Annotated in this window: 15 protein-coding genes; 4 read left to right on the forward strand and 11 right to left on the reverse strand. The window is 45.1% G+C overall.

What is annotated here, in order from left to right:
* The 9 genes from accC to FXO21_RS12150 all read right to left on the reverse strand — a co-directional run bounded on the left by accC (position 1) and on the right by FXO21_RS12150 (position 7,041).
* Positions 1–1,344: an acetyl-CoA carboxylase biotin carboxylase subunit gene (accC, locus tag FXO21_RS12110; protein ID WP_149640313.1), complete on the reverse strand. Its 1,344-nt coding sequence runs from the start codon at positions 1,342–1,344 to the stop codon at positions 1–3.
* 34 nt (positions 1,345–1,378) lie between these two features.
* Positions 1,379–1,861 carry an acetyl-CoA carboxylase biotin carboxyl carrier protein gene (accB, locus tag FXO21_RS12115; protein WP_149640314.1) on the reverse strand — a complete coding sequence of 161 codons (483 nt, stop codon included), beginning with the start codon at positions 1,859–1,861 and terminating at the stop codon, positions 1,379–1,381.
* Between the two features lie 89 nt (positions 1,862–1,950).
* The gene (efp, locus tag FXO21_RS12120) at positions 1,951–2,517 is read right to left on the reverse strand and encodes an elongation factor P (RefSeq protein ID WP_149640315.1); all 567 of its coding nucleotides are present in this window, start codon (positions 2,515–2,517) and stop codon (positions 1,951–1,953) included.
* A 38-nt stretch (positions 2,518–2,555) separates the two neighbouring features.
* Positions 2,556–3,554: a beta-ketoacyl-ACP synthase III gene (locus FXO21_RS12125; protein WP_149640316.1), complete on the reverse strand. Its 999-nt coding sequence runs from the start codon at positions 3,552–3,554 to the stop codon at positions 2,556–2,558.
* Between the two features lie 77 nt (positions 3,555–3,631).
* Positions 3,632–4,570 (reverse strand): phosphate acyltransferase PlsX, encoded by a 939-nt coding sequence (plsX, locus tag FXO21_RS12130; protein ID WP_149640317.1) that lies wholly within the window; start codon positions 4,568–4,570, stop codon positions 3,632–3,634.
* Positions 4,571–4,702: 132 nt separating this feature from the next.
* Positions 4,703–4,897, reverse strand: coding sequence for a 50S ribosomal protein L32 (gene rpmF, locus FXO21_RS12135; protein WP_082489058.1), 195 nt, complete (start codon positions 4,895–4,897; stop codon positions 4,703–4,705).
* Positions 4,898–5,034: 137 nt separating this feature from the next.
* Positions 5,035–5,589, reverse strand: coding sequence for a YceD family protein (locus tag FXO21_RS12140; protein WP_225865665.1), 555 nt, complete (start codon positions 5,587–5,589; stop codon positions 5,035–5,037).
* A 69-nt stretch (positions 5,590–5,658) separates the two neighbouring features.
* Entirely contained in the window at positions 5,659–6,291 is a 633-nt protein-coding gene (locus FXO21_RS12145) for a NeuD/PglB/VioB family sugar acetyltransferase (protein ID WP_149640318.1), read from the reverse strand.
* 87 nt (positions 6,292–6,378) lie between these two features.
* Positions 6,379–7,041 carry a hypothetical protein gene (locus FXO21_RS12150; RefSeq protein WP_149640319.1) on the reverse strand — a complete coding sequence of 221 codons (663 nt, stop codon included), beginning with the start codon at positions 7,039–7,041 and terminating at the stop codon, positions 6,379–6,381.
* A 107-nt stretch (positions 7,042–7,148) separates the two neighbouring features.
* Here FXO21_RS12150 and FXO21_RS12155 point away from each other — a divergent pair, with 107 nt between their 5' ends.
* On the forward strand, positions 7,149–8,645 hold the full coding sequence (locus FXO21_RS12155) for a M61 family metallopeptidase (RefSeq protein WP_149640320.1): 1,497 nt from the start codon (positions 7,149–7,151) through the stop codon (positions 8,643–8,645).
* Between the two features lie 172 nt (positions 8,646–8,817).
* On the opposite strand, the gene FXO21_RS12160 is transcribed toward FXO21_RS12155, so the two are convergent.
* Both FXO21_RS12160 and FXO21_RS12165 read right to left on the reverse strand, forming a co-directional pair.
* Positions 8,818–9,726: a TIGR01777 family oxidoreductase gene (locus FXO21_RS12160; protein ID WP_149640321.1), complete on the reverse strand. Its 909-nt coding sequence runs from the start codon at positions 9,724–9,726 to the stop codon at positions 8,818–8,820.
* Between the two features lie 30 nt (positions 9,727–9,756).
* Complete coding sequence (locus FXO21_RS12165) at positions 9,757–10,572, reverse strand: lysophospholipid acyltransferase family protein (protein ID WP_149640322.1); 816 nt, start codon at positions 10,570–10,572, stop codon at positions 9,757–9,759.
* 227 nt (positions 10,573–10,799) lie between these two features.
* On the opposite strand from FXO21_RS12165, the gene FXO21_RS12170 reads away from it, so the two are divergent.
* The 3 genes from FXO21_RS12170 (at position 10,800) to FXO21_RS12180 (ending at position 14,319) form a co-directional block, all read left to right on the forward strand.
* Entirely contained in the window at positions 10,800–12,269 is a 1,470-nt protein-coding gene (locus FXO21_RS12170; protein WP_149640323.1) for a M48 family metalloprotease, read from the forward strand.
* 160 nt (positions 12,270–12,429) lie between these two features.
* Entirely contained in the window at positions 12,430–12,897 is a 468-nt protein-coding gene (locus FXO21_RS12175; protein ID WP_149640324.1) for a MarR family winged helix-turn-helix transcriptional regulator, read from the forward strand.
* 90 nt (positions 12,898–12,987) lie between these two features.
* Entirely contained in the window at positions 12,988–14,319 is a 1,332-nt protein-coding gene (locus FXO21_RS12180; protein WP_149640325.1) for a TolC family protein, read from the forward strand.
* Positions 14,320–14,341 lie beyond the last annotated feature (22 nt).

A 14,341-nucleotide genomic window follows, 5' to 3' on the forward strand; every position in this document is an offset into this window, starting at 1 on the left:
TCAAAGCGCCGAAAAATCGAATGTTTCCAGGTATTTCGTAGTGAAGTTTCCGGATTTGAAACCAGGATCGTCCATTAGTTTGATATGGAAAGGAATCGTCGTTTTGATGCCTTCGATCACAAATTCCTGCAAGGCTCTTTTCATTCTGGTCAATACCTCTTCCCGCGACTGTCCGCTGACAATCAGCTTAGCGATCATCGAATCGTAATTTGGAGGGATCGTGTAGCCGCTGTAAACGTGGCTGTCGATCCTAACCCCGTGACCACCCGGGAAATGCAGGTTGGTAATTTTGCCCGGAGCTGGTCTGAACCCGTTTGAAGGGTCCTCTGCATTGATCCGGCACTCCATTGCGTATAATTTCGGAGTGTAGTTCTGACCTGAAATCGGTTCTCCGGAAGCTACTTTAATCTGTTCTTTGATCAGGTCAAAATCAGTAACTTCTTCTGTGATAGGATGTTCAACCTGAATGCGGGTATTCATTTCCATGAAATAGAAATCCCCGTGTTTATCAACAAGAAACTCAATCGTACCAGCTCCTTCATAACCAATTGCCTGCGCGCCTTTGATGGCGGCGGCGCCCATTTTCTCACGTAATTCGGGCGTGATAATAGGGGAAGGTGTTTCTTCTACCAGCTTTTGGTGGCGACGCTGGATTGAGCAGTCGCGTTCAGAAAGGTGGCAAACTTTACCAAACTGATCTCCGATAATCTGGATTTCAATATGGCGGGGCTCTTCTACAAATTTCTCAAGATACAATCCGTCATTTCCAAATGCAGCAGCAGATTCTGTGCGTGCATCGTTCCATGCCTTTTCAAATTCGTCAGGCTTATTAATAATCCGCATTCCACGGCCACCACCGCCGGCAGTTGCTTTGATGATAACGGGGTATCCAATGCCTTCGGCGAGTCTTTTACCTTGTTCGATGGATTCGAGCAGGCCTTCCGAGCCGGGTACAACGGGTACGCCAGCCTGGATCATGGTCGCTTTCGCGGTGGCTTTATCGCCCATTCCATTGATCTGGGCAGCAGTAGCACCGATAAACTTAATGCCGTAATCTGCGCAGATCTGCGAGAATTCAGCATTTTCAGACAAAAATCCATAACCCGGGTGAATTGCGTCGGCGCCGGTTACTTCCGCTGCTGAAATGATATTTTGTATACTTAAATAGGATTGTCTGCTCGGCGGGGGGCCAATGCATACTGCCTCGTCGGCAAATCTTACGTGCAGGCTATCCCTGTCCGCAGTTGAATAAACCGCCACAGTTTTAATGCCCATTTCACGGCAGGTCCGAATAACCCGCAAGGCGATTTCACCCCGGTTGGCAATGAGTATCTTTTTAAACATAAAATAAATTTAGTTTTACAGAACGTCCATTGCCTTAGGCAGGCTCCACAATAAATAGTGGCTGGTCGAATTCAACAGGAGTGGCGTTTTCAACCAGAACCTTTACAATTTTTCCAGAAATCTCCGATTCGATTTCATTAAAAAGCTTCATGGCTTCAATCACACAAACCACTTTGCCAGGCTTGATTTCATCTCCTATGTTAACAAACGATGGCGTATCAGGACTGGATGCGCGGTAAAAGGTACCGATCATCGGGGACTTAATGGTAACAAGATTCGAAGATGCAGGTTCGCTGGCTGCTACCGGTTCAGCCGGTGCAGATTGTGTTACCGGTGCAGTTGGCACAGGCGGTGCCGTCACTGGTGCCGGTGTGGCAGCGGCAGGCGAGTAGCTTACCACGGGGGCAGCGCCGTAGCGTTTTACCTTGATTTTTAAATCTGCTGTCTCAATATTCACTTCATCAAGTCCCGATTGGGCAATGAAGTCAATCAATTTTTGGATTTCTCTGGTTTCCATTTAGTCAAATTTAAACTGTGGGGAGCGATGAAGTCAAGGCTTTTATAAGAAGCGGACTAACACCATTTACCGCTCACAGTATTCAAAAGTTATGATTTTACTCTTTCTACGTAGTCGTATGTGCGGGTATCCACCTTGATTTTCTGGCCTTCTTCAATGAACAAAGGAACCATAATTCTCGCACCAGTTTCCACTTCGATCGCTTTTTTTGGTGAGTTGGCTGTATCCCCTTTTAATCCGGGCTCTGAGTACGTTACTTCCAGTTCAACAAACGGGGGCAATTCGCAAAGTAAAGCCGAATCATTCTCCGTATTGATCAGGATCTCCACTTCCTGGCCTTCTTTCATCAGATCAGCATTTGTTACCAGCTTTTCGTCAATCAAAACCTGGTCAAATGTTTCAGCGTTCATGAAGTTATATCCTACCTCATCTTTATATAAATACTGGAATTTGTGTCTCTCGACACGAACAGGTGTGATGCCGGCACCGGAAGAGAAGGTATTATCTAAAACCTTCCCGGAAGTAAGACTTTTCAGCTTGGTCCGGACGAATGCATTTCCTTTCCCAGGCTTCACGTGTTGAAACTCGATTACCTGAAAGAGATCATGGTTGAAATTGATCACCAGTCCGTTACGCAAATCTGCAGTAGTTGCCATTTTTTTTAAATTAATATTAATGCCTTGATAAGGATAACTTATTTGGGATCATAAGCCCATTTCAAATAAATGGAACCCCAGGTGAAGCCGCCGCCAAATGCAGCGAGAACCAAGTTATCTCCTTTTTTCAGTTGTGATTCGTAATCCCACAAGCATAGCGGAATTGTTGCGGCTGTTGTATTGCCATATTTCTGAATGTTCATCATCACCTTTTCCATTCCCACACCCATTCTGTTGGCAGTCGCTTCGATGATGCGACGGTTGGCCTGGTGCGGAACCAGCCAGTTGACGTCGGGGCCTTTCAAACCATTCCGGTCCATTATTTCAGCTGAAACATCGGCCATGTTCGTTACAGCGAATTTGAATACCTGGGCACCGTCCTGAAATACAAAATGCTGGCGGTTTTCAACTGTCTCATGGGTAGGCGGATAGCGGCTTCCTCCTGCTTTTTGATTCAGGTAGGGATAACCAGCTCCGTCGGACTTGATAATTGAATCAATTACACCGTATCCCTCGGAATTTGGTTCCAGGAGCACAGCGCCTGCACCATCGCCAAAAAGAATACAGGTTTTTCTGTCGGTATAATCAACTATTGCGGACATTTTATCAGATCCTACAATGATGACTTTTTTATATTTTCCAGTCTCAATAAACTGAGAGCCCAGCGTCAATGCATAAAGAAATCCTGAGCAAGCAGCCTGAATATCGAAGCTCCCTATATTTCGGATGCCAACCATATCACAGATCAGGTTGGCTGTACAAGGGAATATGAAGTCGGGAGTAGTAGTTGCGCAGATCAGCAGATCGATTTCTGCGGGGTGCGTGTTGGTTTTTGCTAACAAACCTTTCACTGCCTCAGCACCCATATGTGAGCTCCCTAAACCTTCACCTTTCAGAATACGCCTTTCTTTAATACCTGTGCGACTCACAATCCATTCATCATTCGTCGCAACCATTGTTTCCAACTCGGCATTCGTCAAAATATAATCAGGCACATACCCTTGTATTCCTGTTATAGAGGCTTTTATATGGGTCATGATAAAATTAACTATTCAAAATCCGAATAGGTTTTGGTAAAAGAGACAGTTGCTGTTTAATCATAGGTGGTTTCCGATTAACTCAGTGCTTGTAATATATGCAAATATGCTTTGGACTTCACCTGTTTGTAAGCCCAGCCTATCATGTTTTTAATTGCGAGAGGCGATGAGACCCCGTGCGCAATCATCACATTTCCGTTAACACCTATAATAGAGCTGCCTCCAATTGATTCGTAGTTTGTCTGGTCGATAAAATCGTCCTGAAAACCTCTTTTCCGGGATATTTCATATAATGATTCGCCCAGCTTAAATAATACATTTCCAGTAAAACCATCCGTAACAATTACATCGGCTTTATTCGTGAAGAGGTCTTTCCCTTCAATATTTCCTATAAAATTAATGCGCTTATTTTGTTTGAGGAGCGGGTAAGCGGCCTGAGTGGTCAGTGAGCCTTTCTGCTCCTCTTCCCCGATATTCATCAAGGCGACCCGGGGACGTTCTATCTGAAAAGTATATTGTGCGAAGATGGATCCGATTTCTCCAAATTGGGCAAGAACCTCTGGTTTACAATCTGCATTGGCCCCGATATCCAGCATGATCGAGTATCCACCATCTACCTGCGGTACGAATCCAGCGATAGCTGGCCGCAATATCCCTTCAATTGCTTTGATGCTGAAAAGAGCGCCCACGTGCATCGCGCCTGTATTTCCCGCACTGCAGAAAATGTCTACTTCTTTTTCTTTCAGAAGTTTAAAGCCGACACCGATGCTCGAGTTGGGTTTTTGAGACAACGCCTTTGTAGGATGCTCGCCCATCTCAATCACATCTTCTGCGTGAACGACGTCAATATTAGTAGGGATGAAGTTGTGCTGGTTGAATATGTCCCAGATCACACTTTCACGTCCGATTAAAACGATTCTCGCCTCGGATGGTAGCTCAGGGGAGGCTTGAATAACCCCCTCGACAATTGCTTGCGGAGCTAAATCTCCCCCCATAGCATCTACCGCAATTTTCATTTACACGCTGTTATTTAAGACTAATAAGTATGAAATCGAAGGTGTAAATTTAGCAGATGTGCCGTAGTAAAAAAGAATTTCGCAACAACTTTTATAGGGCTGCTGCGAAATTGATATATTCAGTGACTGATACTAAACTGTTTTAGTATAGTTTTCAACTACAACTTTTCCTCTGTAAACCAGGTTGCCTTCGTGAACGTGGGCGCGGTGTAGTTGGTGGATTTCTCCGGTTGTAGAATCAGTGCCTAGTTGCTTTCCGGTAAGGAAGTCATGCGCTCTGCGTGTATCGCGACGTGTAGTGGAATGTCTCCGCTTAGGATGTGCCATGATGCTTTATGTCTAATTGTTTTGTTTTTCTTTTAAAAGCCCGTCGGCTGAAGCCGGCGGTAATTGACTACTTATTTAATTTCCGTTGGCTTAGCCGACGGTATCTGGTCTCTTTTGCCCGACGGAACCGGGTCCCGTTATTCGCCTTTCAGCTTTTTCAATGCTTCCCAGCGTGGGTCTATTTTTTGATCTTCGCCAGGCTCTTCCTCTTCATTTTTTGCGGAAGAATAGACTAGTGTTGCTTCTGTTTCATCATCTTCAGGATCCAGCTCATCTTCATCCGTTCTTAAACTGGGATGGATCTTTTTGGTTGGTAGCGATAACGCTATGAAATCAAACAGATAACGTGCAACGTTGATCCTGTTTGTATTCCTGTTGATGATTTCAATTTCCTCTGTGAGCTCCTCATTGTGATCTCCGAACTTTAAAATAATACGCTCGTCTGAGTCAATGGGCTCTTCAAAAGGTTCCAGACTTCTGTCGCAGATCAAAGTTACTGCTCCTTCAGTATGAAAATGAAGCTGGATCATCGTGGCTGATTTGCTCAGGACAACGTGCGTTTTGAAGTGTCCATGTTCAATCAGATCCTGATCCAATTCCTCGAAAAAAGCATCTCCCGATTCCATATCATAGTCATACTGTTTGTCCTCCAAACCGTAAATGTCTATGTTGTATTTACTTAGCTCTTTCACTTTTGATCTCAAAAAGGAGTGCAAAGGTAATGTGTTTGAGATTAATAAAAAAGACGTGACGAAATTTTGTCAAATCTTCCTGGCGGGGTTCCCAAAGTAAGTTGCACCCGCAGGTACATTTTCCACCACTACTGAGCCTGCTCCCACTCTTGCATTTTTACCAATTTCGATACCAGCAACAATAATTGCACCGGAACCGATAAATGCGCCATCGTTTAGTATCACGCGGTCATTAATAATCGCACCGGTCCCGATGGTAACAAAATCACCCACGCGGACCGAGGTATCCAGCACCGAGGCAGTCTGGATCAAGCAATGATGACCAACAACCGTTTTTGCGCCGATAGTTACCCTGGCCGCAATCAGGTTACCGTGACCAATTGCAGACATCTGCGAAATGACCGCTGTATCGTGCACTGCATTCACAGGCATTGCCTTGTACTCTTCGGTCAATGTTTCTACCAATCTTTCCCTGACCACCTTATCACCAATCGCCACAAAAGCTTCGCATTTTGATCCAAGAATACTCAGATAACCAGTGTCATCCGTGGAACCGAGTACGTTTACATCGCCAAATTCTTTACCATGAAGTTCCGTGGTATCGTCAAGCAACCCATATACCAATACATTGTTTCTCTTAAAAATATCGAGTGCCTGCACGCCAAGGTCGCCTGCGCCAAAAATTAAAACCGGATTTTCCATAATTGTAGTTTGTAAAAAGAAAAAGTCTCCATTTGCGCGAAGAGTTCAAATGAAGACAAAAAAGTAAGGCCACTGGGCCAAATGTAATTACAGTAAAGTGATGCGGAAAACCAGCGGACTTCCGTACGGGGACAGATTAGTAATAGCCGCAGCAGGGCCGGCCGAATTATCTACTTGGTTATAATAGTTAAGATTATATAATAACGTAAAATGTACTGCCTTTGCAATGCGCCCCCCTGTCGGGACTGAATAAGCTGCCCCAAGCATAGGCGACACGATCCATTGCCTTTTCTGGTAATTTCCTACCACGTTCAAAGGCTCCAGCTCGGCGATAATATTGACCGGTTTGATCACATTATACATCAGAAAGCCTTTCCCGCCATAATAGCTGTAAGAGTCGAAATGACGTTGCTTGAAAAACATATAGGTGATCCCGACTCCGCCGACGAGCTTTTCCGTAATTTCATAACCCACCATGGGAGACAAATTTATGTTCGTAAATGTCCCCAGGCTTAACCCGAATCCGCCTCCTGCACGTAGCCTTTCTTTAAATGGTAATTGTTTGAAATCAACTTCTTTCTTCTTCTCGGCAAGTCTGTTCGTATCCGTCGGCGTGTATTCCGTGGTGCGGCCCGGAGTTTCTTTTCTCAGTGAATCTGGGCGGTAATATTCATCGTTTTGGGCAAAAAGAGAGGGGCTGATCAGGATACTTAATAGCAGTGTGCAACTCAGGAGGATTTTGCTTTTCATCTTAAAATCATTTATTTTATCGTATTGTTAACTGGTAACGACTGAAACTTAGTTTTTGGTTTATCAGGTTTTCCCGCACAGGCCCCTCTAATACCACTGAACATTTTATGCATTATCATATTTCGGTAGCCGATCCGCAGTCCCACTTCCTATTAATCACTTACACAATACCGGACATTGAAAATGATTTTATTGAAATACAGCTACCAGCCTGGCGGCCCGGAAGATATGAACTTCAAAATTTTGCCAAAAATATTCAATTTATTGAAGCAATTTCTGTCTACGGAGATAAACTGCCCATTCATAAAGTAACCAAAGACCGCTGGCGAGTTGGAACAGAAAGCCAAAAAGAAGTCAGGATACGCTATTCCTATTATGCAGTGAGCCAGAATGCCGGCACCAGTTATGTGGATGAAGAGCTCTGGTACCTCAATTTCATTAACTTTTGTATGTATACCGAAGGGAGGATCACTGAACCTTACCAGGTTACACTTGCACTTCCGGAAGGTTACACCATTGCATGCGGTTTGCCGGCGGCAGGGTATAACACACTAGCGGCGAGGGATTTTTATCAGTTGGTAGATAGCCCGCTGCTCGCCTCCCGATCGTTGCAGAAATGTGAGTATATAGTTAGGGGCGTCAAATTCAGGATCTGGATGCACGGTAACCTGCGGCCCAACTGGCGGCGGATTGAGCGCGATTTCAGGCGCTTTTCGCGGGAGCAGATTGCGATGATGGGAGAGTTCCCGGAAACGGAATATCACTTCCTTAATCTGATACTTCCTACCGCATTCTATCACGGAGTCGAGCACCAAAATTCCACGATGATCGTACTTGGCCCAGACGATGAGGGTGAAGGACTTTATTCTGATTTGCTGGGCGTAAGTTCCCACGAGCTTTTTCACAGCTGGAATATCATCCGCATTCGTCCGAAAGAGCTTTTACCCTATGATTTTACCAAAGAAAACTACTTCCAAACCTGTTTCGTAGCCGAAGGTTGTACTACTTACTATGGCGATCTTTTCTTGAAACGTGCCGGCGTATTTACCGATGAGGCTTATATAAAAGAGTTGCAGGTATATATGAAAAGGCATTTTGAGAATGCAGCGCACGCAGCTCAGTCGCTTGCCGAGTCTTCTTTCGATCTCTGGCTCGATGGTTACGAAAAAGGCATCCCAGACCGCAAAGTTTCGGTTTACCACAAAGGCGCCCTGGTAGCCCTGATCCTCGACTTGTTTATACGTAAAAAAACAAACCACGAACAATCGCTTGACGACGTCATGCGGTTGCTCTGGGTACGATTTGGCAAACCTTTCATTGGCTACTCAGTAGAAGACTACATTTCGATCGTGGAAGAAGTAGCAATCGTGGAAGAAGTAGCAGGAGAATCCTTGGAATGGTACTGGCGAGAATGCATTTTTACAAATGAACCCCTGGAAAACCGCCTTAACGAAGCATTGTCTTTTGTCGGGTTGCAAATGTCGGTATTCAGCAATGGTAACATCCAGCTCAACGTACTCGACGATTTTCGGGCTAAATTGCAGAGAGATAAGTGGCTAGCAACCGTGCAGGTTTTGACGGTACAGGAAGAGGAGGAGGAATAGGCGATTAAGTTTTTGGCTGTTGGCTGTTGGCTGTTGGCTGTTGGCTGTTAGCTGTTAGCTGTTAGCTGTTAGCTGTTAGCCAGTAATCAAAACGAAAAGCAAAATTACAGTAAAAGGTATATATTAAAAGCTAATAGCCAACAGCTAATAGCTAACGGCTAGTAGCTAACAGCTATCCCAATATCTCCCTCAAAGCGCCTTCAAGTTCCGGATACTGATACTTGAAATCTGTTTCCTGTTTAATCCTCTGGTTAATCAAGTAGCTGCTGCCGAGTACTACATTCGCCATTTCACCGAAAACCAAACGTAATGCAAATGCAGGTACATTGGGTGCCCATTGCGGCTTGTTCAGCACTTTGCATATTAATTTCGTGAAGTCTTCATTGGTAACCGCGTCTGTAACTGCATTGTAGGCCCCGTGCCAGTTTTCGTTTTCAAGCGCGCCAATATACATCCTGCAAAGATCGTCGATGTGGATCCAGCTGATCCATTGCTTTCCGGAACCAAGAGGCGCTCCGAAGCCGAATCTGGCGGGCGCAGCGATCTGCTTTAGTGCGCCTCCTTCATCACTTAGTACAATTCCCGTGCGCAGTTTCACCGTTCTTACGCCGAGATCCGCAATACTGTCCGCTGCTTTTTCCCATTCTATGGTCACGTGCGATAGAAAGTCTTTCCCTGGCGGGAAATCTTCGGTGTTTTTTACATTACCACTATCTTCACCATAATAGCTGCTTCCCGAGGCGGATGTGAATGCAGCCGGACGTATATTTTTCTCTTTTAATTTTCGGGCGATTAATCCAATCGTATCTACCCGACTTGATATAATGGATTTCTTCTGCTCGTCTGTCCAGCGCTTTTCAGCAACGCCGGTACCCGCGAGGTGGATCAGGAAGTGTGTGTTTTCTAATGCACCGTCTTCTATATATTGCTTTTCAACATCCCATTCAAATACCGTTACAGATGGAACAGCCTTTCTATTCCGGCTCAGATAAGCCACTTCGTAGCCTTTTTTAAGCAAAAGTTCTGTAAGCCTTTTACCAATAAGGCCGGTCCCGCCCGTGATCAATACCTTTTTTTTCATATAGATGAAAGGTGATAAAATGCGTGCCCGCTAATTATCAGTGGCAATAGCATTATCGCCCGGAGGCTCCTGTTCGATCGCTTTCGTTACCCTTTCAACCATACTCTCCACAGATTCGTCAGGTAGAAAATGCATTGCGGGCTTGAAATGGACAGTCAGCCGGGTATTCCGCTTTTTGAATCTCAAACCCTTTTTATCGAAAGCCCGTCTGAATCCATTGATCACAACCGGTACCACAATAGGCTGATGTTCTTTGATAAGGTGCGCGGTACCCTTGCGTACAGGCGCATACGGTTTGGTGGTGCCCTGCGGAAAACTAATTACCCAGCCGTGGCTCAGTCCCATTCCGATCCTGTCCTGGGCGGAGTTGTCCAGCTGCCTTTTTACATTCTCCCCATTGGCACGCCAGGACCTTTCAATAGTAATCGCGCCGCCCGCACTGAACAACTTGGGTAAAATACCCTCTTTCATCGTCTCCGAAGCCGCTACGTAATAAGACCTTGCGCGTGGTGAAAAGAGGTAAAATGGGGGTCGGATGGTATCTTTATACCCCCATTTGGCTGCGCAAAAAATATGGTAGAATGCGATTACGTCGGCAAAATATGTTTGATGGTTGGAGAGGAAAAGTACGCCGTGATCGGGCAGGTCGAGGAGCTGGTCGCCGCCGATGATTTCTATTTTGTTGACCGCCGTGTATCTGTAATAGGTAAACCAGCCTAATATAAAAATAAGTAACCGTTTGAAAATCAAGTAATTTCCGAACGGGTCTTTTTCGAAAATGCCAAAAAAGTCAAACCTGACAAGCCAGCGCGGCAGGAGACTAAATGTTGTCTTTTTTAAATTCATAGTGTCAGGGAAATGTACTTCAAAGGCGAAAGGGTTTTTGAGACTTTGATCAAAAACTATTATACCAACCGGCCGTAATTTAGGTAATAAGGAGAGTTAATAAGAAATATATTTAATTGCATCTTCATTGATCAGGGGCTTTTCTTATTGGCATGATTCTTTCGTGTTACCAGATGCGCAAACCTATTTTGATCGACGCCTTTTATAACAATCATTTTTAGAATTTTATGAAAATGAAATTTCAGTTTCACATCCTGCTCGGTCTTGTGGCAGCAGGTTTATTTACCGGATGTTCAAAAAATCCAGTCACAGGAAAGAAGGAAATAATATTCATGTCAAAGGAGAAGGAGATTGCGCTCGGAGCGGAATCACACCCCTCAATCGTGGCTACAATGGGTATTTATGATGATAAAAACCTGCAATCCTTTATAAATGAGAAAGGTAAGGCAATGGCAAATATCTCGCACCGGCCCGATTTACCCTATCAATTTTTCATCGTCGATTCGCCTGTAGTAAACGCTTTTGCAGTGCCTGGCGGTTACGTATACTTTACACGGGGAATTATGGCTCATTTTAATAATGAAGCCGAGTTCGCCGGAGTACTCGGCCACGAGATCGGTCACATTACTGCCCGTCACTCGGCCCGTCAGCAGACTTCCCAGATCTTCGGCCAGGTAGGGTTAATGGCCGGAATGGTGCTTTCGGAGACAGTCCGCGGATTGGCGGAGCAGACACAGCAGGCTTTGGGTTTGCTATTATTAAGTTACAGCCGGGAGCACGAGACTGAATCCGACAAGATCGGTGTGGAATATTCCAGTAAGATTGGCTACGACGCGAAAGAAATGGCCGATTTCTTTGGTACGCTTAAAAAGATCAGCGAAAAAGCAGGACAGACGATTCCGACATTCCAGTCAACGCACCCGGATCCGGGCGACAGGAAAAACAAAGTGGATAAGCTGGCGGTACAGTATCAAACTGAGCATCCTGGTAAATATAATGTCAATCGCGATGCTTATCTGCGCAAAATTGAGGGTATTATATATGGTACCGACCCGAAACAGGGATTTGTAGAAAAAAACCAGTTTTACCATCCCGAACTGAAATTCCAGTTCCCGGTTCCGAGCGGCTGGCAATACGAAAATTCGCCCGCACAATTTCAAATGGCGGCGAAAGACGGAAAGTCAATGATGCTTTTTACGTTGGCTGAAGGCAAATCTCTGGAAGACGCGGCTCAGACTGTTGTTAAAAATTACAGTCTGCAGGTTTCGGAAAACAACAAAACAACGATCAATGGGAACCCTGCGATCGCAATGATCTCCACTCAGGCAGCTCAGACGCAGTCGGGACAACCAGCAGCCCCAACACAGAACTCGATCCAGGTAGCGAGCTGGCTGATTCAATACGGAGGCAACATTTATGTGATCCACGGCGTGGCGCAGGCTGCGAATTTCGCCGGTAACCTGGGGCAGTTCAAGTCAGTGGCGCAAGGTTTCAAATCTGTCTCTGATCCTAACATTTTGAACAGACAACCCGAGCGCATCCGCATTAAAACAGTGCAGCGCGACGGTTCATTGAAAGATGCATTGAAGGACAACAATCAGGCTGACGCCAAATTGGACGAGCTCGCGATCATCAATGGAATGGGGCTTTCAGATAAAGTTACTAAGGGAACGCTGATTAAAACCTTGGGAAGGTAGGAGGGTAAGCATCACAAACCAATGCCCGTGAGTGTTCATCTCGCGGGCATTTTCTTGTTACCCAATCCAAAATCCATTCATCCCGAAAATTTTACCGTTCAGAAAACTATTTTCAAAATAATTTGGTTGATATGTCAACACAATTTACTTTTGCATCATCATGAACGCGACATTAAATAAATTTTCCTGTTTGAAAGACGAAATGAAAAACTCGCTTCAGTTTAAGCTGGGGCTCGTTACCAAAACTGTTTTTAAAAGAATGAATGCGCAGCTTGTTCAGGAAGGTATTCCGGTACTGGCTGAGCAGCTGCCGATTTTGATGGTTGTATATTTCCAGGAACACGCGATGACACAACAGGATATCGCAAATGTGCTCCAAAAGGATAAAGCGGGAATTCAGCGATCGGTGCAGACTTTGCATAAAGACGGTTTCTTGAAGATTGAAAGTGATATAGAGGATAAAAGAAAGAATATGGTTACGCTGACTGCCAGTGGTAAATTCGTCTGCGAGCGCATTCAGGCATTGGTTATTGCATTTGATAACCAGGTAATGGAGCACTTTACAGAAGAGGAGCGCAAGACTTTTATCAGTTATCTGGACAGAGTAGCAGCAGTCATCGAAAAATAAAAAAATTTATATAAATAGTTGATATGTCACCAGTAGACGGGTCAACTAAATGGAGGTTAGCCACAATAGTTAAATCAGAAAATCAGAGAAATGAAACGGACATGGATTATCGCAATCCTCACAATAGCAGCAACTTCGGGAAGTACCTGGGCGCAAACCCGGCTGAGCCTGAAAGATTGCATTGCCTACGGGATCAAGAATAACGGGAATGTGAAAATCGCACAGTACCAGGAGAGTATTGCGGCGCAGCAAGGCCGGGAGGCGCTGGCGGGTTACCTGCCTCAGGTAGCGGGTAGCGGCGCATTAGACAATAATATCAAGCTGCAGTCTACCGTACTTCCGGGGGCGCTGTTCGGAGGTGAAGATCGCCGCGTGGCACTGGGTACCAAGTACTCAACGAACGTAGCAGCGCAGGCGGATCAGGTGATTTTCGACCAGCAACTGTTGGTTGGACTAAAAGCCAACAAGCCCAACATTGAAAATGCGGAGTTAAATTCTCATAAAACGAAAGAGAACATCATTTACAATGTAGCTAATGGTTATTATCAGGTATTTGTAACGCAGGCACAGATTGATCTTTTGAAAGACAATCTCGACAAAACGCAGCAGATACTAGGGACTTTGCAGCTGCAATTGGACAATGGTGTGATCAAAAAAGTAGATTATGACCGTACGCAGGTGAGTTTGAACAACATTAAATCACAGCTGACACTTGCGGAAAGCAATCTGGTTTTGGCCCAAAACCAATTGAAATTCCAAATGGGAATGCCGCTGACAGAGCAGCTGGAACTGACTGACAATCCATTGAACCAGCCGTTCAAATTATTTGAGCCGGCCAAACTGGATGTTGCCAACCTAACTGACTTCAAAATCCAGAACCTGAATATGGAATTGCAGGGATTGGAGAAAGAGCGGATTAAGGCAGGTTACCTTCCTAAATTGTCTGTTTACGGCCGTTACGGCGTGCAGGCGCTGGGTAATAATTTGGGAGAGTCCTGGAACAACTGGTTCAGCTTTGGGGCGGTAGGCGTGAAATTGACCATTCCGATTTTCGATAGTTTCAGAAGAGACGCCCAATACAAGCAGGCTGATCTGAATCTTCTGACCCAGAATGAACAATTGAAATTGAATGTTCAGAATTACGAGCTTCAAAACCACAATGCCACAACGCAGATTCAAAAAGCGAAACTGAACCTGGGCAACGATGAAGCAAACGTAACACTGGCCAAAGAGGTATACGATGTAACCACACTGCAATACAGAGAAGGCACCGTGCCGCTCTCAGACCTGCTAAATGCCGAAACTTCCTACAAAGAGGCCCAAAGCAACTACATCAACTCCATGCTAAGCTACTACCAGGCCAAGCTGGGATTAGAACAATCGCAGGGTAGCTTAAATGACTTCTATACAGCATTACCGTAAACAGGTCACAAATGGTCATTGG

Origin of the sequence: Dyadobacter sp. UC 10, assembly GCF_008369915.1 — a bacterium.
In the GTDB taxonomy this organism is placed as follows: domain Bacteria; phylum Bacteroidota; class Bacteroidia; order Cytophagales; family Spirosomataceae; genus Dyadobacter.